The sequence below is a fragment of the Acidovorax sp. GW458-11-26-14-TSB4 genome (assembly GCF_059423865.1).
In genome coordinates this window covers 137,457-160,160 of sequence record NZ_JBWKYR010000001.1, presented here as the reverse complement: position 1 = coordinate 160,160, position 22,704 = coordinate 137,457, and the positions used below count along the sequence as shown (strand labels likewise).

General features: G+C 61.0%; 25 protein-coding genes. 16 read left to right on the top strand and 9 right to left on the bottom strand.

The genetic code is table 11. The features are described from left to right. The first annotated feature begins 57 nt into the window (after positions 1 to 57). Genes AC07X5_RS00790 through rffA form a run of 10 tightly spaced genes read left to right on the top strand, consistent with a single transcriptional unit; the run spans position 58 to position 8,937 of the window. Positions 58 to 819 carry a GNAT family N-acetyltransferase gene (locus AC07X5_RS00790; protein WP_494768680.1) on the top strand — a complete coding sequence of 254 codons (762 nt, stop codon included), beginning with the start codon at positions 58 to 60 and terminating at the stop codon, positions 817 to 819. After that, positions 816 to 1,070: an acyl carrier protein gene (locus tag AC07X5_RS00785; RefSeq protein ID WP_494768679.1), complete on the top strand. Its 255-nt coding sequence runs from the start codon at positions 816 to 818 to the stop codon at positions 1,068 to 1,070. Before AC07X5_RS00790 ends, AC07X5_RS00785 begins: the two co-directional genes overlap by 4 nt. Before the next feature lie 3 nt (positions 1,071 to 1,073). Continuing rightward, entirely contained in the window at positions 1,074 to 1,817 is a 744-nt protein-coding gene (locus AC07X5_RS00780) for an SDR family NAD(P)-dependent oxidoreductase (RefSeq protein WP_494768678.1), read from the top strand. After that, positions 1,818 to 3,239: an AMP-binding protein gene (locus tag AC07X5_RS00775; RefSeq protein ID WP_494768677.1), complete on the top strand. Its 1,422-nt coding sequence runs from the start codon at positions 1,818 to 1,820 to the stop codon at positions 3,237 to 3,239. Between the two features lie 8 nt (positions 3,240 to 3,247). Next, positions 3,248 to 4,348 carry a LuxE/PaaK family acyltransferase gene (locus AC07X5_RS00770; RefSeq protein ID WP_494768676.1) on the top strand — a complete coding sequence of 367 codons (1,101 nt, stop codon included), beginning with the start codon at positions 3,248 to 3,250 and terminating at the stop codon, positions 4,346 to 4,348. Beyond that, positions 4,345 to 5,565: an acyl-CoA reductase gene (locus tag AC07X5_RS00765; RefSeq protein WP_494768675.1), complete on the top strand. Its 1,221-nt coding sequence runs from the start codon at positions 4,345 to 4,347 to the stop codon at positions 5,563 to 5,565. Before AC07X5_RS00770 ends, AC07X5_RS00765 begins: the two co-directional genes overlap by 4 nt. Before the next feature lie 6 nt (positions 5,566 to 5,571). Then, positions 5,572 to 6,513: a class I SAM-dependent methyltransferase gene (locus AC07X5_RS00760; protein WP_494768674.1), complete on the top strand. Its 942-nt coding sequence runs from the start codon at positions 5,572 to 5,574 to the stop codon at positions 6,511 to 6,513. Between the two features lie 21 nt (positions 6,514 to 6,534). Next, a complete protein-coding gene (locus tag AC07X5_RS00755; RefSeq protein ID WP_494768673.1) occupies positions 6,535 to 6,909 on the top strand; it encodes a GtrA family protein in 375 nt (124 codons plus the stop codon). 26 nt (positions 6,910 to 6,935) lie between these two features. Then, on the top strand, positions 6,936 to 7,793 hold the full coding sequence (locus AC07X5_RS00750) for a class I SAM-dependent methyltransferase (RefSeq protein ID WP_494768672.1): 858 nt from the start codon (positions 6,936 to 6,938) through the stop codon (positions 7,791 to 7,793). A gap of 7 nt (positions 7,794 to 7,800) precedes the next feature. Further along, on the top strand, positions 7,801 to 8,937 hold the full coding sequence (gene rffA / locus AC07X5_RS00745) for a dTDP-4-amino-4,6-dideoxygalactose transaminase (RefSeq protein ID WP_494768671.1): 1,137 nt from the start codon (positions 7,801 to 7,803) through the stop codon (positions 8,935 to 8,937). An 8-nt stretch (positions 8,938 to 8,945) separates the two neighbouring features. On the opposite strand, the gene AC07X5_RS00740 is transcribed toward rffA, so the two are convergent. Genes AC07X5_RS00740 through AC07X5_RS00730 form a run of 3 tightly spaced genes read right to left on the bottom strand, consistent with a single transcriptional unit; the run spans position 8,946 to position 11,426 of the window. Next, entirely contained in the window at positions 8,946 to 9,728 is a 783-nt protein-coding gene (locus AC07X5_RS00740; protein WP_494768670.1) for an SDR family NAD(P)-dependent oxidoreductase, read from the bottom strand. 1 nt (position 9,729) lies between these two features. Then, the gene (locus tag AC07X5_RS00735; RefSeq protein WP_494768669.1) at positions 9,730 to 10,971 is read right to left on the bottom strand and encodes an FAD-binding oxidoreductase; all 1,242 of its coding nucleotides are present in this window, start codon (positions 10,969 to 10,971) and stop codon (positions 9,730 to 9,732) included. A gap of 53 nt (positions 10,972 to 11,024) precedes the next feature. Then, positions 11,025 to 11,426 carry a GtrA family protein gene (locus AC07X5_RS00730; protein WP_494768668.1) on the bottom strand — a complete coding sequence of 134 codons (402 nt, stop codon included), beginning with the start codon at positions 11,424 to 11,426 and terminating at the stop codon, positions 11,025 to 11,027. A 41-nt stretch (positions 11,427 to 11,467) separates the two neighbouring features. Here AC07X5_RS00730 and AC07X5_RS00725 point away from each other — a divergent pair, with 41 nt between their 5' ends. Together AC07X5_RS00725 and AC07X5_RS00720 are read left to right on the top strand one after the other, a co-directional pair. After that, the gene (locus AC07X5_RS00725) at positions 11,468 to 12,352 is read left to right on the top strand and encodes a decaprenyl-phosphate phosphoribosyltransferase (protein ID WP_494768667.1); all 885 of its coding nucleotides are present in this window, start codon (positions 11,468 to 11,470) and stop codon (positions 12,350 to 12,352) included. Between the two features lie 15 nt (positions 12,353 to 12,367). Continuing rightward, positions 12,368 to 12,781 (top strand): divergent PAP2 family protein, encoded by a 414-nt coding sequence (locus AC07X5_RS00720; RefSeq protein ID WP_494768666.1) that lies wholly within the window; start codon positions 12,368 to 12,370, stop codon positions 12,779 to 12,781. Positions 12,782 to 12,901: 120 nt separating this feature from the next. On the opposite strand, the gene AC07X5_RS00715 is transcribed toward AC07X5_RS00720, so the two are convergent. Then, entirely contained in the window at positions 12,902 to 14,731 is a 1,830-nt protein-coding gene (locus AC07X5_RS00715) for a hypothetical protein (RefSeq protein ID WP_494768665.1), read from the bottom strand. A 214-nt stretch (positions 14,732 to 14,945) separates the two neighbouring features. Continuing rightward, positions 14,946 to 15,458 carry a cyclic pyranopterin monophosphate synthase MoaC gene (moaC, locus tag AC07X5_RS00710; protein WP_494768664.1) on the bottom strand — a complete coding sequence of 171 codons (513 nt, stop codon included), beginning with the start codon at positions 15,456 to 15,458 and terminating at the stop codon, positions 14,946 to 14,948. Between the two features lie 72 nt (positions 15,459 to 15,530). Between moaC and AC07X5_RS00705 the strand changes: the two genes are divergently transcribed. Continuing rightward, positions 15,531 to 17,099, top strand: coding sequence for a M48 family metalloprotease (locus AC07X5_RS00705; RefSeq protein WP_494768663.1), 1,569 nt, complete (start codon positions 15,531 to 15,533; stop codon positions 17,097 to 17,099). Here AC07X5_RS00705 and AC07X5_RS00700 read toward each other — a convergent pair. From AC07X5_RS00700 to AC07X5_RS00690, 3 genes are all read right to left on the bottom strand, one after another. Next, positions 17,067 to 17,420: a phage holin family protein gene (locus tag AC07X5_RS00700; RefSeq protein WP_409958170.1), complete on the bottom strand. Its 354-nt coding sequence runs from the start codon at positions 17,418 to 17,420 to the stop codon at positions 17,067 to 17,069. The two genes, AC07X5_RS00705 and AC07X5_RS00700, sit on opposite strands and share 33 nt — an antisense overlap. Before the next feature lie 99 nt (positions 17,421 to 17,519). Then, positions 17,520 to 17,984: a hypothetical protein gene (locus tag AC07X5_RS00695; protein ID WP_494768662.1), complete on the bottom strand. Its 465-nt coding sequence runs from the start codon at positions 17,982 to 17,984 to the stop codon at positions 17,520 to 17,522. Between the two features lie 88 nt (positions 17,985 to 18,072). Beyond that, entirely contained in the window at positions 18,073 to 18,807 is a 735-nt protein-coding gene (locus tag AC07X5_RS00690; protein ID WP_494768661.1) for a TerC family protein, read from the bottom strand. Positions 18,808 to 19,354: 547 nt separating this feature from the next. Between AC07X5_RS00690 and ggt the strand changes: the two genes are divergently transcribed. From ggt to AC07X5_RS00675, 3 genes are all read left to right on the top strand, one after another. Continuing rightward, a complete protein-coding gene (gene ggt, locus AC07X5_RS00685) occupies positions 19,355 to 21,220 on the top strand; it encodes a gamma-glutamyltransferase (protein ID WP_494768660.1) in 1,866 nt (621 codons plus the stop codon). A gap of 95 nt (positions 21,221 to 21,315) precedes the next feature. Next, positions 21,316 to 21,765, top strand: coding sequence for a DUF3717 domain-containing protein (locus AC07X5_RS00680; protein WP_494768659.1), 450 nt, complete (start codon positions 21,316 to 21,318; stop codon positions 21,763 to 21,765). A gap of 47 nt (positions 21,766 to 21,812) precedes the next feature. Beyond that, positions 21,813 to 22,118, top strand: a complete 306-nt coding sequence (locus AC07X5_RS00675) for a DUF2007 domain-containing protein (protein WP_494768658.1) — start codon at positions 21,813 to 21,815, stop codon at positions 22,116 to 22,118. A 1-nt stretch (position 22,119) separates the two neighbouring features. Here the strand turns inward: AC07X5_RS00675 and AC07X5_RS00670 are convergent, their stop codons facing one another. Next, positions 22,120 to 22,680 (bottom strand): YaeQ family protein, encoded by a 561-nt coding sequence (locus AC07X5_RS00670; protein ID WP_494768657.1) that lies wholly within the window; start codon positions 22,678 to 22,680, stop codon positions 22,120 to 22,122. Positions 22,681 to 22,704: the final 24 nt, after the last annotated feature.

Sequence of the window (22,704 nt, the reverse complement as noted above, 5' to 3'; positions counted from 1 at the left end):
ATTGAAATCCATTGAGCTTGACGTCGAACTTCCAATATCCTTGTCGTTGGTGAGCCCATGAACAATTTTTCTTTGAGTCAAGACGATGCAAGAATTGTTGCGCGGCTGACGCCATGGGATCAACGTGCCCTCGGGTTTCCCACCGCGGAAATCACCGACGTGGCCGCACACGATCTCCGCAGCGTTGCGTGCTTGCTGGATGCTGTAGAGGAATGGTGCAGAGAGCAATCGGTGCAGTATCTTTTTGGACGGGTCCGCTCCACTGAGCGGCTGGTCAGAGAAGCGCTGCTAGACCGCGGCTACCAGTTTGTGGAAACGTCTTTGGTGGTGTCCCGAAGTGGGTTTCTCAATCTGCCTGTGGTGCCTAAGGGGATGATGCCGTTGTTGCGTCCTGCGAAACGTGCTGACATCAAGGCCTTGCGCGGCATTGCTGCAGAAGACTTTCATCACGGACGGTTCCTGGAAGACCCCGCCATTGATTCGACTTGCGCTGCCACACGAACCGCCAACTGGGTCGAGGATCTTGTCGAAGAAGGGCTGGTCTTTGCGGCAGAATTGCGAGGGCAGGTCATCGGCTTTCACGCTGAGCGGTTGAACCCTGGGTCTTCCAGTGCGGAGTTGTTGCTTACCGGGGCGGCCGCCCCCTATGCTGTCCTCGCACTTCCCCTCTGGATTGCGGCACTGCAGTCCCTGGCAGAGCGTGACATCCGACAATGCACGACACTCATCTCCGTCGCCAACACCGGGGTACTGAACCTGTATGCTCGGCTCGGCTTCCAATTCAATGCCACCTTGTTGGGCTTTCGGAAATTTGTATGAGTATGAACCTCCCTGCATCCGGTGACCGGATCATGTCTGTTTTTGCCACGGTCCTTGGAGTACCCGCGGAAACGGTGACTGACGATCTTCGGTATGCCAGCATTTCCCAATGGGATTCGATTGCCCACATGTCTGTGGTCGTGGCACTCGAAGAGGCCTTCGGCGTCATGATCGATATGGAGGACGTCATCGACATGAGTTCGGTCGGCAAGGCCCGGGAAATCTTGCGCAAGCATGGCGCAGACGTCTGAGCCATGACCGCTGTCCTGCCTGTCGTTCTGATCACTGGCGCGTCCAGGGGTATCGGCAGGGCCGTTGCAGAGTGCCTGTCCACTCAGAACGTGCAGTTGGTCTTGGTCGCACGCGACGAAGCGGCCCTGGGGGCGCTGTCGAGTGAACTGGTGCTCTCGGGCGGCCCCTCCCCTTTGGTGTCCGCGCTAGATGTCACCGACACGGATGCGATGGCGAAGCTGTTCAGGCGGATTTTCAGCGAATTCGGCCGCCTTGACGGGTTGGTGAACAATGCGGGCCTTCTGCACGAAGGATTGCTTGGAATGGTCCGCGCCGAAGACATTGACCGCGTGCTGGCCGTCAATGTGAAGGCGCCCTTGATGGCGATGCAGCACGCGGCGCGCCTGATGGTGCGCGCACGCCGCGGAAGCATCGTCAACTTGGTGTCCATCATGGGCGTCAATGGCGCGGCGGGCCTGAGCCTGTACTCTGCGAGCAAGGCTGCCTTGCTGGGCGCCACGCGATCGGCGGCGAAAGAGCTTGCTCCCAACGGGATACGGGTCAACGCAGTTTCTCCAGGTTTCATCGATACCGACATGACGCGCGCCATGACCGAGGTCGCGCACGCCAAGCGGGTCGCCTCCATCGGAATGGGCCGCGCTGGCTCTCCGCAGGAGGTCGCTGAATTGGTGTCGTTTCTTCTTAGCGATGTCTCGTCTTACGTCACTGGCCAGGTGATCGGTATTGATGGCCAAATGGTGGTTTGAATGCAGTATTTCTGGGAGCTTGAGCATCACGGCCGGCGCATCGCACTGATCGAGGGAAGCAGGGCATGGGGATACCATGAACTGGCGCACATGGCTGACGAACTGGCAGGTCTGCTGCCAGCGGGACGCGGCATGGGGGTGCTGGCCATGCCTGCTTGTGTACCGGCAGTGGCCTTGTACCTGGGGGCCCTCCGTACCCGCCGCCAGGTGCCCCTGCTCATTCAGCCCGACATGCATGCCGATCTCGTGACAGACCTGCTGCGCCATTACCGGCCCGAATGGTTTGCCGCGGCTGGCGAGGCGCCAGAAGGCTACCAGACGATGTACCGCAGCGCCGAACTGTGCCTGCACGTGCGAACGGGTTTTGCCGACAGCACCCCAGTGCTTGATCCGCATGCAGACTTGGCCCTGCTGATGAGCACATCCGGCAGCACAGGCTCCGTCAAGCTGGTGCGCTTGTCGCACTCGGCTATCGGCACCAATGCTCGTTCCATTGGGGACTACCTTGGACTCCAGCCACCCGATCGCGCCATCACCATCCTGCCTCTTGCCTATTCCTTTGGCTTGTCCATCCTCAACAGCCACTTGGCATGCGGCGGTGCCGTTGTGTTGAATGGCGACGGCCTGATGACCCGCTCCTTTTGGGAATCGGCAGGCGCCAATGGAGTCACGTCGCTCTCCGGCGTGCCGGCGACCTACGATGTGCTGCGAAGAATGGGCCTGCCCAGGCTACGTGCTCAGTTGCCAAACCTGCGCATGCTGACTCAGGCGGGGGGCCGTCTTCGCGAAGAGCATATACGCTATTTTGCGACCGCTTGCGTTGAGCACATGGTCCAGTTCTTTGTCATGTATGGGCAGACGGAAGCTTCGCCACGAATCAGCTATGTTCCACCGGAGCGTCTGCTGGACAAGGTCGGAAGCATTGGTATTCCCATCCCCGGGGGACGCATGCATGTGGACTCCACCAATGGAGAGCTGGTGTACGAAGGGCCGAATGCGATGATGGGGTACGCGACGGCTCGTGACGACTTGGGCCGGGCGGACGAAATACACGGCGTGCTTAGAACCGGAGACTTGGGCCGGGCAGACGACGAAGGGTTCTACTTCATCACCGGACGCGCCAAGCGATTTCTGAAAGTCTCGGGCCACCGGATCAACCTTGATGAAGTGGAGGCGATGTTGTCGGCCGCTCTTGGGATGCAGATAACTTGTGTGGGCCGGGACGATGACCTGGTGGCGTTCAGCAGCGGCGATGCCGTTGCTGATATCGCCCAGGTCCGGCTGCTGGTGCAGGCCCGCTACCACCTGTTTGGGGGGCACGTGCGCAGCTTGCACGTGGACGACCTACCCCTTTTGCCCAATGCAAAGCTGGACTATCAACGCCTTCTGGACTGGTCAGCGCCTGGGGCGGCATGCACATGACACCGGCAATGGACAACCTCGATTCTGCATTGGCAGAGGGAGTGGCGGCCGGCATGTTCGGCATGGGCCGCAAATCGAAGCGCCGCTGGTTGCTGGAGGGCTTGCAGCGCCTGACCCTTCATCACCTGAGCCATTGCGCCGCCTACGAGAACATGTTGAATGGGCTGTGGTCAGGTGGACACACCGACTCTCTTGAGCTCCTGCCATGGCTGCCCGTCCGGCTGTTCAAGCTCATCAATCTGAAGAGCGTGGAGGACGGGCAGGTATCCAGGATGCTCGTGTCCAGCGGAACCACGGGTGCCGCGGTATCCCGAATCTTTCTCGATACGGAAACGGCACGTGCGCAAACAGTCGCGCTGACCCGCATCTTCTCTCACTTCGCTGGCACCAAGCGAATGCGGATGCTCGTCATCGATGACGACAGCTTTCTTCGCGACCGAACCCGATTCAATGCCCGCGCAGCAGGCATCCTGGGGTTCTCCAATTTTGGCCGGGACCACATGTACCTTCTCGATGAAGGCATGCGGGCGGACTGGCAAGCGCTGCGAGCCTGGCTTGAGGCACAACCTGACGAGCCTGTACTGCTGTTCGGTTTCACCTTCATCGTTTGGCAGTCGTTCGTGCAGGCTGCGATCCGGGAGGGCGTGCGCATCAGCTTTCCACCGGGCAGCATGCTTGTCCACGGTGGAGGGTGGAAAAAAATGACCGAGCAGCAGGTCGACAACGTAGCTTACAAAGCCGCTTTGAAAGAGACATTTTCGCTGGAGCGGGTCCACAATTACTATGGCATGGTGGAGCAGGTGGGATCGATTTTCTTCGAGTGCGAGCAGGGCCATCTGCACGCACCGGTCTATGCCGATGTGATCGTCCGCAGCCAGACCGACCTCCACCCCGTGCCGCATGGCGCAGCTGGCGTCATCCAGGTGCTGAGCCTGCTTCCCAAGAGTTATCCGGGCCACAGTCTGCTGACGGAAGACCTGGGCGTCATCCATGGGGAGGATGACTGCGCTTGTGGCCGTTTGGGCAAACACTTCAGTGTTCTTGGCCGAATGAAGAATGTCGAAGTGCGCGGCTGCAGCGATACCCGCCAAATCCCCGCCCATCCATGACACAGCTTCTCTTCTCGACCGGCAGCCAGCTTTCGCTGGATGCAAATTTGGCGCGGCTGGCGGCCCAGGCTCCTCTGGGTGCGTTCTCGCAGCCCGTGCGCGAGTTTGTCGCGGATTTTTCCAAACGCCTTTTTGCGCTTCCCACGTTGCGCCAGAATCCGGAACTGGCGACCTTGGCATACTGGTTTCGGAACTCCGCCGTCGAACACCTGGCGCAGCGCATGGCGGGATTGGCATCGGAGCTGTGCGTGGCCCGTGGCTTGGTGTTCCATCTGGCTCCCGCGAACGTGGATGTGCTGTTCGCGTACGCCTGGCTGCTGTCGGTGCTGGCTGGCAACAGCAATGTGGCACGGCTGTCGCAGAAGCCCAGTGTGCAACGGGAAGCCCTGCTGTCGATTCTCCAGGCCATGCACCGTGATGGCACCCATGCACAGGTGCTGGAGCGTGTCTTGCTGGTGACCTATCCCCATGACGATGCGATCACTGCGATGATCTCGTTGCGTTGCCAGGCTCGCATCGTATGGGGAGGGGACGCTACCGTTGCCAAGATCCGCTCCGTTCCGCTGGCACCGCTGGCGCAGGAGCTGGTTTTTCCGGATCGTTTTGGTGTCGCTGTGGTCAAGGCCTCCAGCATGCTGGGGTGTGACGACACGCAGTTGAGCGAGCTCGCGCGTCGCTTCAACAACGACATGCTCTGGTTTGGCCAGCAGGCCTGCTCATCGCCTCGCACGATGTATTGGGTGGGCAGTGCACCCGACATCGCAGCCGCGCAGTCCCGGTTCTGGCCTGAAGTACGCAGGCAATCCTTGTCGATGGCGGACGCGCCGGCCGCCATGGTGGCCCGTCTGACGGATGCGCACCTGATGGCTGCGCGTGTGCATGTAACCGGCACCGCTGGCAACCTGGACGTCTACCCCTTGATCTTGCAGGCCCCATCTGCGGATGGACGCCTGCGAGAGCTGCATAGCGGCAATGGCCTGCTGATTGAAGTCGTGCTGAATCATCTTGAAGAGCTTGTCTCACAACTCGATGATCGCGATCAGACCCTGGTGCAACATGGGTTTGGGCGCGAAGAGCTTGTGAATCTGATGAGCAAGATCGGTAACCGGGCAATTGACCGCGTCGTGCCGTTTGGGCGCGCTCTTGATTTTCATTTTGTATGGGATGGCATCAACCTGATGGAAGTGCTATCCCGCAAAATCACTTTGCACGCATGACTGACAATGATCAATACTACTATCTTTCATCGTTCGCAGCATCTCTCTGAAACGGATCTGCTGCCTGTCCCAAGCCGACCTGCGGGGGACGCGGTGGCGGGAGTTTGTCTATTTTGCCAAAGTACCGATAGAAAGCCCGTATGGAACCTGCAACGTAATCCAGATGTGGAACTCATGGAGTGCGTCCAGTGCCATTCAATCAGCGCTTCTCGCCTGCCCACGGGGAGGGCTCTTGATGAATATTATCAAAGCTACTACAGTTCTGGAGGCTCTTTGGCGGATGAAGGTGAAATAACATTCGCACAACCTCATCGTTTGGCAAAGCATATCGTAAAAAAAATGCCCCGACCCACGCCAAAGATTTTTTCGATACTGGATTTTGGTGGTGGTGATGGCACGATTGCCTATTTGATTGCCAAGGAGCTTGTGGGCCTTGGCGTGACGACTGTTTCGATTGAAGTCATAGATCATTCTAAAAACGTTGTTGTCTCCGATGATTCCAGAATTGATATTAAAAAAATCAAAGGCCTGGTGGATATCGGTCACACAGGTTTCACCTTGGTCATCGCCAGTGCTGTCATCGAGCACTATCCAATGCCTGATGCGCTCATTTCAGACCTTTTGGAAAAAGTCTGCCATGGCGGTGTCTTCTATGCGCGGACTCCCACCATGGTTCCCATCATGAAATTGGCAAAGAAAGCTGGTATTCATCTTGACTTTACTTATCCAGGCCATATGCATGACTTGGGGCAGAAGTTCTGGGAAGCATATTTTCAAAAGCGCTGCCATTTCTCATTGACGGTGAGCCGTCCTTCCATCGTGGAAACTACATTTGGTGGTAATTTCTTGCGCACACTGGCTGCTTATGCCATGAAATTTCCGTGGCATTTCCTGGGAGGGCGCTATGGCTTGGTCGGTGGATGGGAGGTTCTGGCGGTTAAGAAGTAGAAATCAATAACCTGGTCTTATATGCCATCCGCTTTGGGGCAGTTTGTTCGTTATGGCAGCATTGGAATGCTTTTCAATGGTGCTGGCTATTTGCTGTATTTGGTCGTGACATCTGCTGGCATCGGCCACAAATTGGCAATGAGTGTGACTTACGCTCTCGTTTTGCTGCTCGGTTTCTTTGCAAATAGGAAAATTTCGTTCAAGCACCAAGGAAATGCATGGCATGCAGGCTTTAGGTTTCTTTGTGTGAACATTGTCGGTTATGCTGTGAATCTATCAATTTTATTGCTATTTGTCGATAAGTTGAAATTTCCTCATGAAATTGTTCAGATGTTTGCAATAGCGACAGTGGCTATTCTGAATTTTGCGTTGTTGCGATTGTTTGTTTTTGTTTAGTGTATGTGCCTGAATGTTGTGGATGTATGAAAATCTGCCTGAAATGCGAAATGGGGTTCGATTCGGATGGATGGGTATGCCCTGCCTGCGGGTACTCTCCGAAGCACATCCAAGGATTTACCGCGCACGCTCCTCATTTGGCTCATGGGGGCGGTGGTTTCAAGGTGGGACATTTTGAAGCTCTCGCCAAGCTCGAAGGGCAAAATTTTTGGTTCAGATCGCGCAACAAGTTGATAGTCTGGGCTTTAAAAAAATATGGACCCGGAGGAGGAGATTTTTTGGAAATCGGATGCGGGACGGGGTTTGTTCTCTCGGGGCTGCTAAAAAAACTCCCTGAATATCAACTGCATGGTAGTGAAATATTTGTCGCAGGATTTTCATATGCTGCCGCAAGAGTTCCGCAGGCGGATTTCATGCAGATGGATGCCCGAAAAATCCCCTTTTCGTCTGAGTTCGATGCATTGGGGGCATTCGATGTCTTGGAGCATATATCCGAAGATGAGGATGTGCTTGGTGAGGCGTATCGGGCTTTGAAACCGGGAGGCCTTTTGCTGCTTAGCGTGCCGCAGCACAGGTGGCTATGGAGTGCTTCCGATGAGCATGCTTGTCACGTGCGTCGGTATACGGCTAAGGAAATCCATGAGAAATTAACGAGCAAGGGATTTCAAGTTAAACGGAGCACATCATTTGTTTTCTTTCTGCTGCCAATTATGCTGCTATCCAGATTGAAGGCAAAAGAGAAATACAATCCTGACTCTGAATTGAAAATACCCCAAGCACTGAATATGGCCTTTTGGGGGGTAATGCTGCTGGAATTGGCATTTATCCAGCTGGGATTGAATTTTCCGATGGGCGGATCAAGATTGATCGTGGCGAAGAAATGAGGAAGTCATGCAACACAACATTCCCTTCAATAAGCCCTACATGACTGGAAAGGAGCTGTGGTACATCGCACAGGCCCATGCGCAAGGGCATCTTGCGGGGGATGGCAACTTCACCAAGCTTTGCTCACGGTGGCTTGAGGAACGCACAAGGACCGCCAAGGCTCTGTTGACCCATTCGTGCACTGCGGCACTCGAGATGGCAGCCATGCTTGCCAATCTGGGGGCTGGGGATGAGGTGATCATGCCCTCCTACACCTTTGTCTCCACCGCCAACGCCTTTGTGTTGCGCGGGGCGACACCGGTCTTTGTCGATATCCGGCCCGATACGCTCAACATCGATGAAAGCCTGATTGAGGCAGCGATCACACCCCGAACCAGGGCCATTGTGGTGGTGCACTACGCCGGTGTGGGTTGTGAAATGGAGGCGATCATGGAAATCGCTGCCCGTCACGACCTGATCGTGATCGAAGATGCCGCTCAGGGAATCATGTCGACATATAAAGGGCGACCTCTGGGATCAATCGGGCACATGGGATGCCTGAGCTTTCACGAAACCAAGAACATCATTTCCGGTGAGGGCGGTGCGCTACTCATCAACAGCCCCGAGTTCGTGGAAAGGGCAGAGATCATCCGCGAAAAGGGGACCAATCGCAGCCTGTTCTTTCGTGGGCAGGTGGACAAATATACCTGGTGCGACTTGGGCTCCAGCTTTCTTCCGGGAGAGCTGATCGCAGCCTTTCTGTGGGCCCAGATGGAGGCGGCGGACGCCATCACCGCACAGCGCCTTCAGTTGTGGGGCCGGTACCACCAATCTCTCGCTGCGCATGAGCAAGATGGCCGGCTGGTCCGGCCTATTGTTCCCGCGCATTGTGTGCAGAATGCGCACATGTACTATGTGCTCCTGCAAGATCTGCAGGCCCGTACTCGATTCATAGAGCAACTCAAGGGCCTGGGCATTGGTGCCGTGTTCCACTACGTGCCGCTGCATTCGGCCCCCGCAGGGCGGAAATTCGGCCGCACGCATGGTTCGATGGACGTCACTGACAGCCATTCCGCACGGCTGGTGCGGTTGCCTCTGTGGATCGGTTTGGAGACCCATTTCGACGAGGTCGTCACCGCCGTGGGCGATGCGCTCGTCGCCTGAGCCGCCATTCAGATGCGCAGGCGATTGAAGACAGTGCGCGGCAGATGGCGTATCACCAGCATGATGAGCCACCATTTGCCAGGCGTGTAGATCTCGGCTTTCTTCTTGGCGATGGCATCGACAATGGCCTGGGCAACGTCTTCCACGGGCGCCAGGGCCAGACCCTGTACCTCCATATGGACTGTCATGGGAGTAGCGGTGGGGCCGGGCTTGACCAGCAACACGCTCAGATGGCGGCAGCAGCCCGCCACGCGGTGCTGCAGGCCCTGTGCGTACACGCTTAGCATGCCTTTTGCGGCGCCGTAAGCGTAGTTGGATTGGCGGCCACGATCACCAGCCACTGAACTGATGATGGCCAGCGTGCCGTGGTCGGCCGGGATCATGCGCGCAGCGAATGCTTCCGCGAACAGGGCCGGCGATACCCCATTGATCTCCAGGGCATCGCGGCAAGCGCGAAGGTCCGTCTGGCACTTTGCTTGATCGGGCAAGGATCCATGTGCGATCAGTACGATATCTGGCAATCCGGTTTCAAAAATGGCGGCGACCGTTTTGTCGATGGCGGCTTCGTCGACAAAGTCGGTGGTGACTTGCGTAAAGCTGGATGCCGGCGACCGCACTGCCAGATCGGCTGCCATTCTTTGGAGTTTTGCCTCGCTGCGCCCCACCAGGACGAGGTCCGCAGGCCCTGTGCTGATCCACAGTCGGGCGCAGTGCTCGGCCATGGCAGAGGTCGCTCCAACGAGCACGATGCGCTGCCGTGGTTGTTGCAGTAAAGGTTGTGGTGAAGTCACGTCAATTTCCTAGAAGCCGCCGCGACATTGCCGAGCTGATGCCGGGGTCGCGATATGGCAAGAATTCAGTGAGTCGAGGGTACCCCGCCTCGAACATCCGTGCGGGCATCCGCGCATCCTTGGCCGGGTAAAGGGCACCGCCGGCGGCGAGCACGATCTCGTCCAGGCGTGCAAACAGGCGCGCTGTGCCATGCTGGCGATTGGGAAAATCGAGCGCAAGCGTTACACCAGGACGTGGAAAGCTGAGCATGCCGGGGCCAGTGCGGTCACCAAAGGTCTTGAGAACGGCAAGGAACGAGCCCTCACCACTGCGTGCGATTTCGCGCAGCATTTCGCGGGTGGCTTCAAGGCCGGCCGCGCGGGGCACGACGCTTTGATACTGGTAGAACCCTTTGGGACCATACATGCGGTTCCACTCGAGCAGCCCATCCAACGGATAGGAAAATGGCTCGTAGTGCGCGATGGCGCGTCCCGCCTTTCGGCGCTGGTGATGGAAGTAGGCTGCGTTGAACGGCCTCAGTGTTGCCCGGTTGACCAGCGAAATGGGGGGAGTGACAGGCATGCGCCGGGAGCCGGAGCGGGGCGAAGGACCACTCGTCGCAGCCGATGGATTGGCGCGCAGAAAAATTCCCCGAGTGCGTTCGCCAGCCAAGCAGTCGATCCAGGAAACCGTGTGTTCCCAACAGGCTTCGCTGGAGTCCGCCAGCTCAAAGAATTCATCCAGATTTCCGTACGGGATAGTGTCGGTATCCAGCCAGGGGCCGGAGATTCGGCGCAATTGCAGTTGCGCGCGGACAATCACTCCGGTTAGCCCCATTCCCCCGATGGTGGCGAAAAACCACTCACCGGCTTGTTCCCTTGCGCATTCAATGGCCTGTCCGTCGCTGCGCACCAGCCATAGACGCAGCACCTGATCGCCGAAGCTGCCCATGGCGTGGTGGTTCTTGCCATGGACATCGTTTGCGATGGCTCCCCCTACCGTGACGAGTTGGGTCCCAGGCGTCACCGGGAGCATCCATCCCCTTGGAACAAAAGTCTGCTGGATGTCCTTCAGAAGCACGCCTGACTCGCAGGTCAAAATCCCTGTCGTGGCATCCCAGCTGCACAGGCGGTCCATGCCCCTGGCGTGCCAGAGCACCCCTTGTGGATTAAGGCACTGGTCCCCGTAGCTGCGGCCGTTGCCGAAAGCGATTCCGGATGGATGGGACCGCATGACCCGGGCCACTTCCGACGGATCGCTCATGGGTACCACCTCGTGGGGGTATGAATTCAGCCTTCCCCATGACTGCACGGGCCTCATTGCGCTGCCTTGAAGACATAACGCTTGTCCAACTGGTACTTGGTGGCATAGCCAATCGCCAGACCCAATGCACCCCCAAGGTAACGCATCTCGCGCGAACCTTCAAACAGGACATGAAAGCCAAACTCTAAGCACCAAAAGACCAGGGTGGTCAGCAATCCCATTGCGGTATACAGCACAAATGTGCGGCTGTCATGGGCTGCATCGCGTGCCTGGAAGTGAAAGATGAAACGTTTGTCGAGCACGTACTTGAAGAGCAAGCCGATGGCTGTGCCGAAGATGACCGAAGCCAGAACATGCCAAGGGCCGTTGTACATACGCAAGAACGCATCTTGGGAGCCGATGTTCACGGCAGTGGCGATGGCGGCGAGCAAAGCGTACAGCAACGCAATCTTCATGGTGCAGAATCCATGCTTTCTCGCCTCAGGTAACAAACGGCATGCATGATACCCCGCCACCCATCGCACCCCTGAGACGGTTGTCGGGTCTGGTGACGCTCATGAGACCTCGGCAATGGATCAAGAACAGCTTTGTGCTGGCGCCGTTGGTATTTGCAGGCGCTTTCAACGATCAGCATGCCGTATTGCAGGCTCTGCTGGCCATGGCGTTGTTCTGTGCAGCCTCGTCCGCTGCGTACATTCTCAATGACATCAAGGATGTCCAGCGTGATCGGAGCCATCCCAAGAAATCCAAGACACGGCCGCTCGCTGCGGGCATCGTGACCAGGCTTGAGGCCCTGGCTCTAATGGCGGCGCTATACGGTGTGCTCGTCTGGGGATGGTTTGTCCAGCCTGCTGTGGTCGTGGTGATCTGTGGCTATCTGGCGTTGAACTGGGCCTATAGCTTTGGGCTCAAGCACCAGCCAGTGCTGGACATCTTCACTGTAGCCTTCGGCTTCGTACTCCGTGTCTATGCGGGGGCGCAGGCGTTGGCCGTGCCCGTTTCCTCATGGATGTTTGTCACCACGCTGTGTTTGGCGCTGTACCTGGCGGCGGTCAAGCGGCGGCAGGAGCTGAGCCAGCGCGGCAGCGACAGCCGGGAAGTGCTTGAGCGGTACACGGTGGCGTTGGTAGACCGCTATGCGGAGATGGCTGCCACCGGTGCCCTGGTGTTCTACAGCATGTTCGTCATGTCGACACAGCCTGATCTGGTGGTTACCGTACCCGTGGTCTTGTTCGGGTTGTTTCGCTACTGGTTCGTGGTCGAGAAGCTGGAGGGCGGAGAGTCTCCGACCGATGCGTTGCTGTCCGACCTGCCCTTGCTCGCCACCGTGCTGCTGTGGGTCGCTGCATGTGTATGGGTGCTCTGGCCCGCTTCCCGCTAGTCTTCTCTGCCTTCCATGAACTTCTCTTATGCACTGGTGCCATTTCTGGCGTGGCTGGTTTCGGGCTCGTTGAAGTTCATCGTCAACAGCCTCAAAGAGGGACGATGGGCCTTTGGTCTGATAGGTTATGGAGGGCTTCCCAGCACGCACAGCGCCATCGTCAGCGGCATGGCATCGCTGATTGCATTGCGAGAAGGGATTGATCACCCTGCCTTTGGGGTGTCGCTTACCCTAGCCCTCGTGGTCATCATGGATGCACGCAGTTTGCGCCGGCAGGTCGGAAAACAGGCGCAGGCCATCAACAGGTTGGCTGGAGACGCACAAACCCCTTTGCGTGAGCGAATGGGCCACACGGGGCTGGAAATAGCTGCAGGCATGCTAGTTGGGCTGGGCACTGCTGCGGCAGTTCACCAGTGGCCATGGGTGTAGTCCTGGCACAGTCTGCAAGAGCCTCTTGAGTCTCTGTGGGACTGGGCAAATCCAGAAAAACCCACCTTCGCTACCCAACGTCAATGCCCGCCTCTTGGCAACGGCGAGCCATCGAGTTCATTACTGAGATGCAGCTTGCTGGAATGCAAAGGGTGTCAGCAGTCTACGGCACGCGGTCGACGGTGCCCTCGCATCTAGGGCCACAAAAGTGTAAGGGCGGGCCTGGCTGTGTGTCAGTACGCACAATTGGTCGCGGACTTGCTGGGCGGTTGCTGCGTCCTTGGCTTCCAGCGAGATGTCAAATCGCATGACCTGGGTGCCTGGTTTGTCAGGCGAGGCCTGATTGATCAGGCGAGAAGCAGTCAATTTGGCAGGCGACCAGCCCGCCAGGATCAAGATATGTCCTCCGCCCTCGGCTGCTGCTGTTCCGGAGATATACAGATGGCTGCCTTCCACCCGCATCTCCGGCGTCGGTCCTTGGTACTCGTCCGCCAACGGATGAACGCCTGGCAACAGCATGCCTTTGTTGGACCTCAACTGGGCGGATGTAGCGCTCAGTGCTTCCGGCGTGAGTGCCGCCAGCGATTGAAAGCACTGGCACGACGCATCCCAAACCCGGGTCGCCCCTCTTTCTTCAAGGTTGGAGGGAATGGACCTCAGGAGCTTTGGTGGTTCGCCCTGTGAATGGCCTCTGCGACGCCAGGCCTCCTGGGCTGCGTAGGAGACAAATGTGAGGTAGCCCGGGCTATTGAATTCTCCTGGCATCCAATGCGTCACCCCAGATGGGGGTTGCAGTACCATATGTGAGTGGGCGTCAAATAAAGCTTCGATTTCTTGATCCGCGGGACGCAGAATCGTTACTTGCCATAGCGTAAAAATCGCAAAAACCAAGCAGGCGATCCATTGCACTCGCTGAAGCGCCCCGGTCCATGGCATGGCCCAAATCAGGCACAAGAGAAGCCATGGTGCCCAGAGATAGCGTGTGTGCCGCTCCCAGGGCGGATTGCTACCCGCAAGAAACATCAGCGGTACCAACACAACAATCAAGGCGGATGCGCACACCACGCGCTGGGCGCGGGCATGGGGGGACTGATTTCCCGCAAACAGCGCTATGACAGCGAGAAAGAGCGGGACCAGCCCATGCACGCCTTCGCCAAACAAAGCACTGGACAAGGCCCTCATGCTTTGCAGAAGATGGGCGGGTTCCCAGCTATTGCTACCGCCGCCGTAGTAGCCACCCGCCCCCGCGAACACCTTCAGGCGCGCGATGGTGTAGGCCAGAGCCACCAGCAGTGCTGGGATCGTACAAGCCGCCACCTTTCGCGGTGACGGCGTCAGCATCCACGACACAACAAGCCACAGCAGGATCCATGGAACGTAGATTTCCTTGCACAGGCACGCCAATCCATAAAGCAATGCGCTGGCTAGGCTCAGAGCCGCAGTCTTGCTGCCGTGGTTCCCGTACGCTCTCACTGCGCGAATGTGCGCGAGCAGTCCCAGGTTGGCAAACACCAAACCATCCAGGTAGTGGCCGACCATCAGTTGCTGGGCCATTTGAAAGGCAGGAACGCCGATCAGTAGCAGACCTGGAGCAAGCCACGCGCGGGATGTCGGAAGCCATTGCCTCAGGAGGGCGTACAGTGAAGCGGCTGCGGCCCATAGCGAGACGAGATGGTGGGCGTAGTACAGACGTACGTCGGAGCCGAAAAGCGCGCCATTGATGTAGTACAGGAACAGATTCCAGGGCGCGAATTGGTTGCCTGAGACCGACAGCAGCACCTTGGGGTCAAGGAAGACATCGCTCCAAGAGTACTGGGTGGTATGCAGCAGATGCATGCCATCGTCCCAGCGCCAGGAGCCGGACAAGGCGCTATGGTGGAGCGCCAAAGTCAGCAAGGCCAGCAATACGAGTGCCGCAGCATCGGCCCGGCAAGGCCAGTCACGTTTCATGTGCATCCAATGGGATTCAAAGCCACTCGGCACATGAATGAAAGTGCCGGGGGGGCATCAGCAACAGAATGCCATTTGGGGGAAAGCCACTCGTAGCAGGCCTTGCATCGCCTCCTCACCATTGTATCGAGCGCTTTGCGAAGGGCTAGGCTGCGCGAATGCTGGTCCTGTCCACTAAAACAAAGGAATCGGCTGTGCGTGAGGTGCGCTGGCGTCAAGCTTCCGCTGGCATCACAAAGCTACCCGAACGCCCGCCGTGCTTCTCTACCAAGTGCACGCCAGCGATTTCCATGCTCCGATCCACCGCCTTGCACATGTCATATATCGTCAGCAGTGCGACTTGCACAGCGGCCAGGGCTTCGATTTCCACGCCGGTCGGCCCGACGGTTTCCACCGTCGCCGTGCAGGCTATGCCGGTTGTTCCAGGGTGTTTCAAGCCTGCGGCCTCAAACTCCACGGCCACCCGCGTCAGCGCCAGCGGGTGGCACAGCGGAATCAGATCGCTGGTCTTCTTCGCCGCCTGGATGCCGGCAATCCGGGCTATGCCCAGCACGTCGCCCTTTTTGGCGGTGCCGGCTTCGATGATGGCCAGCGTGGCAGGCTGCATCTCGATGCGGCCGGTGGCGACGGCGATGCGGTGGGTGGCGGGTTTGGCGCCCACGTCCACCATGTGGGCCTGGCCCTGGGCGTCGAAGTGGGTGAGTGTGGTCGGATCGGGCTTGGACATGGAACTGGCAATTTCTTGGTAACCAGTTGAATCGCTGGGGAAACACTGGGGCGTCAGGGCATCATACGGTCCATGCGGAAATTCCCAAGCAAAGCGACCTTCCCTGGCCGCAACGAACGGGCGCGGGTGCATGCGGCGCTGGCGTCTGTGGTGCTCGCCCTGGCCTGCAGCGCGGCCCTTCTTCCGGTGCGAACGGCCCATGCCCAGCTCCCTACCCTGGGCGATGGCAGCGAGCTCACCACCAGCGGCGAGCGGCGCCTGGGCGACCGCATCATCCGCGAGCTGTACCGCGACCCGGACTACATCGACGATGCCGTGCTGTCCGAGTATGTGCAAAGCCTGTGGCTGCCGCTGATGGACGCTGCGCGCAAGCGCGGCGAGCTGTCGCCGGAAATGGACGAGCGTTTCGCCTGGGAGATCCTGCTCGGGCGCGACCGCACGGTGAATGCCTTTGCGCTGCCGGGCGGCTACCTGGGCGTGCACCTGGGCCTCATCGGCGTGGTGGCTTCGCGCGACGAACTGGCGTCGGTGCTGGCCCATGAACTCAGCCACGTCACCCAGCGCCATATCTCGCGCCTGATCGCCCAGCAGAGCAAGCAGACGCCGCTGCTGCTGGGTGCCATGATCCTGGGCGCCCTGGCCGCCAGCAAGAACCCGGGCGCCGCCCAGGCCATGGTGGTGGGCGGCCAGGCGCTGGCCATGCAGAACCAGCTGAACTTCTCGCGCGACATGGAACGCGAGGCGGACCGCATCGGCTATGGCCTGATGGAGCCCGCCGGGTTTGCCCCGCAGGGTTTCGTGAGCATGTTCGACAAGCTGCAGCAGGCCAACCGCATCAACGACAACGGCTCCTGGCCCTACCTGCGCAGCCACCCGCTGACCACCCAGCGCATGGCCGATATGCAGTCGCGTCTGCCGCCCGGCAAGGCACAGCAGCCCGCCCCTCCTTCCAGCCAGGAGCATGCCATGGCCTCCGCGCGGGCGCGGGTGCTGTCCAACCCCGGGGTCGACACCCTGCGCCAGTGGATCGCCGAAGCCGGTGGCACCGGCTTCGCCAGCCAGAGCGCACCGCGCAAGGCCGCCATCCTCTATGCCTCGGCGCTGGGCAGCAGCCAGTTGCGCGATGCCCAGGCCGCGCGCACGACGTGGACGCTGCTGGAGGCGCAGGTGCGCGGCGATGCGCCGGCCCAGCGGCTGGCGCAGTTGCTGAAGGCGGAAATCGAACTGGCTGCCGGCGATGCCGAAGCCGCCCTGGCCGCCCTGGCCGCGCTGCCTGCGGGTGCCGGCGAGCACCGGCCGGAACTGCTGCTGCGCACCCGGGCGCTGCTCAAGGCCGGACGTTCGGGCGAAGTCACCGCTGCGCTGCAGACCTGGATCGCCAACCATCCCAGGGATGCCACGGTCTGGCAGCTCATGGCCACGGTCTGGCAGGCCAACGGCCAGCCCCTGCGTGCCATCCGCGCCGAAGCCGAGGCCCATGCCACCCGCTATGACTACCAGGCAGCGGTGGACCGTTTCAAGGCGGGCCAGGACCTGGCGCGGCGCAGCGGCCCGGCAGCGGACCATTTCGAGGCGTCCATCATCGACACCCGCCTCAAGGCCATGGAATCACTGCTTCGTGAACAGGCCGCCGAGCGCTGATTCGATCACCACGCCCAGCAGGGAGTAGATCAGCGAGCCGATCAGCGCGGCAGCAAAGCCCGTCACCTGGAAGCCGTCCAGCACACTGGCTGCGGCCCAGAACATGAGGGCGTTGATGACGAAGAGGAAGAGCCCGACCGTCACGATGGTCACGGGCAGGGTCAGCACCACGAGGATGGGGCGCAGCACCACATTGAACAGGCCGATCACGAAGGCCGCAATCAGCGCCGACGGAAAGCTCTGCACCACCACACCGCTGTAGACATAGGCCACGAACAGCAGCGCTGCGGCGCTGAGCAGCCATTTCAGAAGAAGTCGGATCATGGGCCACAGGATAGCACCGGCCTGTGGCAAGGGGGTGGGCGGGGGCCGGCGCAGCACGCCGGCCCCCGCCCACCCCGAAAGCGAAGTGCTTGCCTGCTACTCGGTGCCCAGCACCATGAGCAGCCCCACGCTGGCGAACAGGCTGCTCAGCGTGCCCGGCAGCGACCAGCGCCCGCCGGGCGGCACGGCAGCGCCGGTCTCGGGGGCCGCCACGTCGAGCTTGGGCCGGCGCGCATCGACCACCTGGGCCTTGGTGCTGCCCATCTCGGCCTGCAGCTTGTCCGTCAGCTCCGGCAGCGGGCCCTTGGCCAGCACCGTGGTGACGTGGTCGGGGTGGGCGCGCAAGCTGGGCACCACCTGGGCAAACAGCTTGTCGGCCCATTTGGCGCGCCAGTTCTCGCGCGCGCTGTGGCTCACCCACTTGCTGATGCGGTGGGTCATGCGGGGTGCGCATGCCACCAGTACCCAGTGCGTATTGCCCGCCGAGCCGCGCGCAAACAGGGGCGCGAGGATCTGCTGCGCATGGGCTGCGTCGTCCACGTACACGATGACTTTGTCCATAAGGCTAACTCCCTTGTCAGGGGCCGCATCGGGGCGCCCGGCGGGCGCCCCATGGTCAGCCCATGGGATTACTGAACTACAAGACCGCTCAACCATGCTCCGCGGGGGTGGCGGCAGCGGTACGGCGTGCCAGAACCATCTTGCCGACAGCCAGCACCAGCAGGGCACCGGCCACGCTCGCGCCATAACGGATCACATCGGTTTGCGGGATCTTGAGCATCCACTGCCACTTGTCGGCATTGGCGAAGACCGGGTCGGTCACCAGCATGCCGCCGGCGATCCAGCCCAGCAGCATGCCGCCTGCCGTGATGATCAGGGGGAAGCGTTCCATGAGCTTGATGACCAGCTGGCTGCCCCAGACGATGATCGGGATCGAGATCAACAGGCCCAGCACCACCAGCAGGAACTGGTGCTCGCCGGCGTTCTGAGCGGCACCGGCGATGGCGATCACGTTGTCCACGCTCATCACCAGGTCGGCCACGATGATGGTCTTGATGGCGGCCAGCAGCTTGTCGCTGCCCTGCACGTCGCCATGGCCATCTTCATCGGGGGCCAGCAGCTTTACGCCGATCCACACCAGCAGGATGGCACCCACGAACTTGAGGAAGGGCAGGGCCAGCAAGGTCATGGCGAAGGCGATCAGGATCACGCGCAGGATGATGGCACCTGCGGTGCCCCAGATGATGCCCTTGGTACGCTGGGCAGGGGGCAGCTTGCGGCAGGCCAGGGCAATCACCACCGCATTGTCGCCACCCAGCAGGATGTCGATGATGATGATCTGTCCCAGTGCAACCCAAAACTCGGGCGAAGCCAAAAATTCCATAAATTCCTCAATATCAGTGGGCAAAAGGAAGGCTTGGCGCCAATGTAGCGCCAAGTCCATCCGGGGGATAGAGGGCCTGCGGTCGGAGGATCAAGGGCTCGCCCGCGTTGCGCGGGTTGGTCGAAATCGGGGAGGCGGCCTTGATCAGCCCACAGAAGGGCCCATCAAAGGTCTTGCTCGATCCGGCGCCTGGTGCGCACGCCGGACCCGGGCTGCCGGAAGCGATGCTTCGTACTGACGACAGGCCGATGCCACGCGGGTGCAACACCCCTGCAGGGTGGGCTGTACATGCGCGGCGGGAGCTACTCCCCTTCGAAGCCGCAATTGGACCATCGCACGGCCATGAACGCAAGCCCTGCAGAGGGTGGAGAGCATGGCTCCAAGGGATAACGAGCACATGCAGCTCCACATGCCAGGATGCCGCTTTTTTTGCCTGGACGCTGTGACAGAACCGTGACTATCATGTGTTTCTTCGCAGTGCGCTTGCGCCGTGGGCGCAGGCTGCATCCATCCCCTCCTGCTCTTCACTGGACCGAGGACCACACCCATGACCATCTCCACCACCGGGCGCCGCTGGCGGCTCGCCCTGCTCAGCGCCGCCGCCGTGGCCGCACTGGTTGCCTGCGGAGGCAACGACGACACCCCTCTCGCCGAGCCGGTGGAGCAGTATGTGCCGCCCGAACCGCCCTCGGGCTACACGCCCAAGGCCATCGCCTATGCCAACAAGGACATGGTCGCTGCCGCCAACCCCCTGGCCGTGCAGACCGGCAGGGACATCCTGGCCAAGGGCGGCAGCGCCATCGATGCGGCCATTGCCGTGCAGATGGTGCTCAACCTGGTGGAGCCGCAGTCGTCGGGCATCGGCGGTGGCGCCTTCATGCTGCATTTCGACAAGGGTGCCAACCGGCTGCTGGCCTATGACGGCCGCGAGACCGCGCCCATGGCCGCCACGCCCAACCTGTTTATCGGTGCCGATGGCAATCCGCTGGCCTTCCTGACCGCCGTCGATGGTGGCCTGTCGGTCGGCACGCCTGGCGTCTTGCGCATGCTCGAAGCCGCACACAAGGCCCATGGCAAGCTGCCGTGGAAGGACCTGTTCGATCCCGCCATCAAGCTCAGCGAAGACGGCTTCGCGATCTCCGAGCGCATGAGCGTCTCCGTTGCCGGCTCGGCTGCGCGCATCAAGGCGCAGGGCGAGCCCGGCGCCAGCTATTTCCTCCGGGCCGATGGCACGGCCAAGCCCACCGGCACCCTGCTCAAGAACCCCGAGCTGGCCGCGACCCTGCGCGCCATTGCCGCTGGTGGTGCGGATGCGTTCTACAAAGGCGCCATCGCGGCCGACATCGTTGCCAAGGTCACGGGGCATCCCACCAACCCCGGCAAGCTCGCGCTGTCCGACCTGAACAACTACACCGCCAAGGTGCGCGAGCCCGTGTGCGGCGTCTACCGCACCAAGTACCGCGTCTGCGGCATGCCGGCCCCGAGCTCGGGCGGCATCGCCGTGCTGCAGACCCTGGGCATGCTCGAGAGCTTCGACCTCGCGGCGATGAAGCCCAACACGCTCGATTCGGTGCACGTGGTCTCCGAGGCCTACCGCCTGGCCTATGCCGACCGCGCGCTCTATGTCGCCGATCCGGACTTCGTGTCCGTGCCCCAGGCCGGCATGATCAATGCCGACTACCTCAAGGGCCGCGCGCGCCTGATCGACATGCAGCGCAGCATCGGCACGCCGGTGGCTGGCACGCCGCCCGGGGTGGTCGCCGCGCGTGGTGCCGACAGCTCCCTGAACCTGCCCTCCACCACCCACCTGTCCATCGTGGACAGCTCGGGCAATGCCGTGTCGATGACCACCACCATCGAGAACGGTTTCGGCAGCCTGCAGATGGTGCGCGGTTTCCTGCTCAACAACCAGCTCACCGATTTCTCGTTCACGCCCACGGACTCGGCCGGCAAGGCCATCGCCAACAGCGTTCAGCCCGGCAAGCGGCCACGCAGCTCCATGGCGCCGACCATCATCTTCAATGCCGCCACCGGCGACTTCGAAGGGGCCATCGGTTCGCCGGGCGGCAGCGCCATCATCCAGTACACGGCCAAGAGCATCCTGGGCATGACCGACTGGGGGCTGAACGTGCAGCAGGCCATCAACCTGCCCAACTTCGGCGCGCAGACCAATGCCACCACCTCCATCGAGAAGGGCTCGGTGATCGACACCGCCGCCATCCGCGACGGCTTGCGCGCGCGTGGCCACACCGTGGCGCAGACCGACACCTTTGCCAGCGGCCTGCACGGCGTGGTGTTCAACGGCGTGCGTGCCAACGGCACCCCCGGTCTGCTCTCGCGCAACCCCGCCGCGGGTACCTACGCCGGTGGCGCCGATCCGCGCCGCGAAGGCATTGCGCTGGGCAACAACTGAGCCGGATGGATTAACCCCCCTGCCCGCATGCCGGGCCAGGCCGGTTATCCTCCGGGCCCCCGCCAGGCAGAAGCTGGCGGGGGCTTTTTCTCTCTATGCCCTCGTCCCGCATCCACATCACCGACATCGAAGCCGCCATCAACCACTGGCGCGCGCGTTTCCCGTCGCCCGACGGCTTTACCCTGGCGCCACAGACCCGCGCCCTGGCCCGGGTGTACGCGCTGATGGTGTTCGGGCACGAGGACGAGATCGATGAGGCGGACTTTCCCCTGGAAGCCCTGGCCGCATGGCAGGGCTGGTACGAGACCACGCCCGATACCCCGTGCATCGCCATCTGCTCCACCAGCCAGGGCGATGACCAGTGCAAGGGCTGCGGGCGCAGCTTCGACGAGGTGCAGCACTGGCTGGCCTACACCCCGGCCGAAAAGCGCAGCGTGTGGCGCCGCATCACGCTGGAGCATTCCGCCTGGCGCTTCAACCGCTATGCCGAGCGCGCTGCGGAGGGCCCCTCCACCGTGGGACAGCCCGCCGTGGTGGAGAGCTGAGCCGCGTCCCACTGTACGCCGTGCGCCCAAACCGGTATGGTGGGGCCATGCTGCGACTGACCCAGGCCCCCAACATCGCGATCGCCACGGTCTGGGCCGACATCCTGTGCGAGGCCGGCATGAGCGCATCGGTGCAGCGCCAGTACCTGGGCGCTGCCGCTGGCCAACTGCCGCCCGACCAATGCCTGCCAGAGATATGGCTCGAATACGACGAGCACGCCGCCCGTGCACGCACCCTGCTGCAACAGCTGCAGCAGATTCCCCAGCGCCGCTGGGTGTGCCGCTGCGGTGAAATGGTGGAGGGCGGCTTCGAGCAGTGCTGGCACTGCGGCGCCCTGATGCCCTTGGACTGAGTTACTTCCAGCGCACCGGCTCCACGACCACACTGCCCAGGTTGCTGCTCAGCGTCAGGGCGCCTTCCTGGATGGTGGCCTGCAGCTGCATGCTGCGCTCGGCCAGGGCCGCCAGGGCCTGCGAGGCCTCGGTGGGGATACGCCAGACCTGCAGTTTTTCCAGGCGCGAGAGCTTGTTCTCGATGCCTTTCCACCAGATCTCGGCCGCGTGGTTGAAGCAGTACACGACCACGCTGTCCGCCTTGCTGCAGGCCTTGGTGAGCGGCTTGTCCTCGGGCTGGCCGACCTCGATCCACACCCGCTTGCGCCCTGTGAAGTCGGTCAGCGAGGCGTCCGGGTCATCCGGGTCCGACAGCCCTGCGCCAAAGGCCAGGGTGGCGTCACCGTTGCAGATGTCGTTGAGGTCGTGCGCGTGGATGGCCAGCGCCGCCAGGCGCACCATCATGCGCTCGTCGGTCTCGCTCGGATGGCGTGCCAGCGTCAGCGCGTGGTCGGCGTAGTAGCCGTGGTCGATGTCGGCGATCTGCAGATGCGCCTTGAAGATGGTGGATTTGATGGCCATGCAGCCTCACTGGGAAATAGGATG